Origin of the sequence: Spirillospora sp. NPDC046719, from assembly GCF_040645715.1 — a bacterium.
In the GTDB taxonomy this organism is placed as follows: Bacteria; Actinomycetota; Actinomycetes; order Streptosporangiales; family Streptosporangiaceae; genus Spirillospora.
Map to the genome: position 1 here is coordinate 7908 of NZ_JBEYYT010000309.1, position 3650 is coordinate 11557.

Sequence of the window (3650 nt, forward strand, 5' to 3'; positions counted from 1 at the left end):
TCTTTGGTGTCGTGTTGCGTGTGGTCGTGGGCGTCGTTGTTGGGGTGGAGGCCCCCGGGCCCGCCGCCCGGCCGGGCCCACGCCTGTGTTCAGCCGGCGTGGCCGAGGCTTCCGTCGCGGCGGCCCGCGGAGACGAGCCGCTCCATCGACAGCGCCGCCACCGCGTACCAGCCGGCCCCGACGAGCGCTTCGGCGCCGAGCAGCCGCAGGACGTGCCCGGGCGGCGCGCCGTCCAGGATTCCGCGCACCGCCTGGAGCCCGTGCACGACCGGCAGCACGTTCACCGCGATCCGCAGCGGCGCGGGCCAGACGGTGACGGGGACGTTCACGCCGCCGAACGTCATGACGATCCCGTAGGCGAGGTTCAGCACGAGCCACTCGACGCCGCGCGTCCGCAGCGCGACGCCCGCCAGCGCGCACCCGTAGCCGTAGCTGCTGGCGAGGATGAGCACGATGACCGGCGCCGCGTACGCGGCGCGCGGCCACGGCAGCGGCGCGCCCAGCAGCGGCGGCAGCGCGCACCAGGCGACGAGCGAGCTGGTCAGGCCGGTGGCCGTCCACTGCAGGCCGCGTCCCAGGTACACCGGCAGGTGCCCGGACGGCGTGATGGCCAGCAGCGGCAGCGTCCCGATCCGGCGCTCGCCCGCCAGCGAGATCACGACGATGGTGGCCTCCATGCAGGCCAGCACCACGATGTTGCCGACGAGCACGTACCGCATGGTGGCGTCGTCGCCGACGTAGCGGCCGAGCAGGGCGTAGAAGGCGGCCTGGCACAGCAGCCGGACGAGCCAGCCGAACGTCCACGTCCGCCATGTGTAGACGGCCCTCATCTCGGCGAATCCGAGGATCAGCGATTCGCGCACGATGCGGAGCATGGCCCTCACGAGAAATCCACCGTCCCCTCGCGCCGCATGCGGTCGACGTACCGCCGCGTCAGCCACAGGCCGGCGGCCATCGACGCCGCGCTCAGGCCGAGGACCGCCAGGACCGCCAGGACCACCCAGGGCCGGCCGCGGGTGTCGCCGTGGACCGCGCCGCGCAGCAGGTCAGCGCTCCACGACAGGAACACGATTCGGCTGAACGGGTGCAGCCAGCCCGGCAGCGCCGCGACCGGCACGAGGATCCCGCCGAGGATGTAGAAGGGGTAGCCCAGGGAGTTCTGCAGGACGTCCCGTGCGCGCGACACGACGAACACGGCGGACAGCAGCGTCGCCGTCCCGATCGTCGCGAGGCAGGTGACCGCGATCGCGACCGCGAACGTCCCGGGCTCGGCGACCGTCAGCCGGCGGCCGAACCCGAGGGCGGCGACCAGCCAGGACTCGGCGAACGCGGCGCTGCCCACCAGCACCACCGTCGCGACCCGCCCGGCGACCACCAGGCCGAACGGGACCGGCGCCGCGACCAGCGCGGGGAACCGGCCGGCCCAGCGGTCCTCGGTGACGATGCGGCCGGCGTAGTCGAGGGAGGCGACCCACAGCCCGATGAGCCCGGGCGCCAGGACGGCGTTCGCGACGACGTCCGCGCGGTGCGCGGTCAGCGTCAGCGCGAGCATCGTCGTCGTCTGCATCGGGGCGATGAGCAGCACGAGCGCGTGCTCCGGGCTGCGCCGCGACAGCGCGGCCTGCAGCCGCACCGCGTGCCAGACCAGCCGCACCGCGGGCCACATGGCACGGACCGCGCTCATACCCGCATCCCCCGGTCGCCGACCGCCCGCAGGTACACCTCTTCAAGGGTCGGCCGGCCACGCCGCGCGGTGAGGACGTCGCGGTCGAGGAGCCAGGCGAGGACACGGCGGGTGGCGTCCCGGTCGGCGGTGTGGACGCGCCGCGCCCCGCCGTCCCGCCGCTCGACCCCGGTCACCCCGGGCAGCAGCTCCAGCGGCCCGGTGAGGGCGGGGTCGGGGTCGTCGAAGTCGACGCACTCGCCGTCGCCGAGGAACCGCCCGGCGCGGGCCGGGTCGCCGGTCAGCAGCATCCGGCCGCGGTCGATGAGCGTCACCCGGTCGCAGAGCGCCGCCGCCTCGTCCATGTCGTGGGTGGCCAGCAGGAACGTGCGGCCCTCCGCGCGCAGGTCGAGGACGAGCCCGCGGAACGCGGCGGCCGCGGCGGGGTCGAGGCCGGAGGTCGGCTCGTCCAGGAACAGCAGGCGCGGCTCGTGCAGCAGCCCGCGGGCGAGGTGCAGCCGCTGCCGCATGCCGCGCGAGAAGCCCTCGACGGGGTCGCCGGCCCGGTCGCCGAGCCCGACGCGTTCCAGCAGCGCGTCCGCGCGGGCGCGGGCCGTCCGGCCGTCGAGCCGGTACAGCGCGCCCCAGAACAGCAGGTTCCGGCGGGCGGTCAGCCGGTCGTACAGGCCGCGGTCGCCGCCGAGGACGAGCCCGACGAGCGACCGGACGGCCCCGGCGTCGGCGACGACGTCGCGGCCGAGGACGCGGGCCGTCCCGGCGGACGGCAGCAGCACGGTGGAGAGGATCTTGACGAGGGTGGTCTTGCCGGCGCCGTTCGGCCCGAGCAGCCCGTGGATCTCGTTCTGCGCGACGGTGAGGGTGAGGTCGTCCAAGGCGACCACGGTGGTGCGGCGTCTGCGCGTGTAGGTGCGGCGCAGCCCGCTGGTGTGCACGGCGGGTTCCATGCTCCGACCGTCGCCGTAAGGGACGGCCCCGGGCCATAAGGCCGCGGCTCAGATCCGGCCGGTGCCGCCCTAAGCGCGCCGCGTCCCGGGCTTAGGCCAGGCCGCGGTCGCGGGCGGCGGCCGCGGCCTCGCCCCGGGACGCGACGCCGAGCTTGGCGAGGATGTTCGACACGTGCACGCTGGCGGTCTTGGGCGAGATGACGAGTTCCTCGGCGATCTCCCGGTTGGAGCGTCCGCGCGCCAGCAGCCGCACCACCTCCGACTCGCGGGCGGTGAGCGGCCCGCCCGCCGGGCCGGACAGCCCGGCGCGGCGGGCGCGTTCGGAGATCCGCCGGGCCAGCGGCGCGGCGCCGAGCCGCGCGGCGATCCCGGCGGCGCGGTCGAGCCGCTCGGCGGCGGACGCCCGGTCGCCGCGCGCCAGGTCGGCGCAGGCCGCGTCGAACAGGGCTTGTGCGAGCGGATACGGCAGGTCCAGCCGTTCCCAGGTGCGGATCACCGCGTCCCAGCCGGCGGGGCCGCCGGTCAGTGCGGTCACGGCGGCCTTGTGCGCTGCCGCCACGGGCGTCGCGGCGGGGGTGCGCGCGGCCAGGGCGGCGATCGCGGACGGATCCGTGCCGCCGGCGCGCGCGATCGCCTCCAGCAGCGGCCAGAGGTAGCAGGGCTGCACGGCGAGGCGCGGATGGCGCAGGACGGCCTCCGCCGTGGCGCGGGCGGCGGGCCGGTCCTCCTCCGCCAGCCGCCACTCGATGATCATCTGGGCGAGGGGCAGCACGGTCTGCGGGGGCCCGGCGCCGAGCGGGACGGCGAGCGCCTCGGGATCGGGTTCCGGCCCGGTGCCCCGCGCGGCCAGCAGCGCGATCCGCCAGATCATCATCTGGAGGCGGACGGCCGGGCCGTGGTGGCGGTCCAGCCGCCGCGCGAGGAGTTCGGCGGCGTCGTCCCAGCGGCCGAGCCGGTACAGCGCCTCCACCTGGTTGACGGCCGGCGCGAGCCCCCCGCGGGGCGCGCGCCCCCCGGCCACC

At 76.4% G+C, this 3650-nt stretch carries 4 protein-coding genes; all 4 read right to left on the reverse strand.

Annotated features, from left to right (window positions below):
• Positions 1 to 89 precede the first annotated feature (89 nt).
• On the reverse strand, positions 90 to 875 hold the full coding sequence (locus tag ABZ914_RS36220) for a hypothetical protein (protein ID WP_500198818.1): 786 nt from the start codon (positions 873 to 875) through the stop codon (positions 90 to 92).
• Between the two features lie 5 nt (positions 876 to 880).
• Complete coding sequence (locus ABZ914_RS36225) at positions 881 to 1684, reverse strand: ABC transporter permease (RefSeq protein WP_500198820.1); 804 nt, start codon at positions 1682 to 1684, stop codon at positions 881 to 883.
• A complete protein-coding gene (locus tag ABZ914_RS36230; RefSeq protein WP_500198821.1) occupies positions 1681 to 2628 on the reverse strand; it encodes an ABC transporter ATP-binding protein in 948 nt (315 codons plus the stop codon). Before ABZ914_RS36230 ends, ABZ914_RS36225 begins: the two co-directional genes overlap by 4 nt.
• 91 nt (positions 2629 to 2719) lie before the next feature.
• On the reverse strand, positions 2720 to 3650 hold a 931-nt coding region (locus ABZ914_RS36235), incomplete at its 5' end, for a LuxR C-terminal-related transcriptional regulator (RefSeq protein ID WP_500198823.1).

What these genes read in the sequence shown, in the direction of transcription:
- ABZ914_RS36220 (WP_500198818.1), bottom strand. Translation starts at nt 875, where the DNA reads ATGCTCCGCATCGTGCGCGAATCGCTGATCCTCGGATTCGCCGAGATG.
- ABZ914_RS36225 (WP_500198820.1), bottom strand. Translation starts at nt 1,684, where the DNA reads ATGAGCGCGGTCCGTGCCATGTGGCCCGCGGTGCGGCTGGTCTGGCAC.
- ABZ914_RS36230 (WP_500198821.1), bottom strand. Translation starts at nt 2,628, where the DNA reads ATGGAACCCGCCGTGCACACCAGCGGGCTGCGCCGCACCTACACGCGC.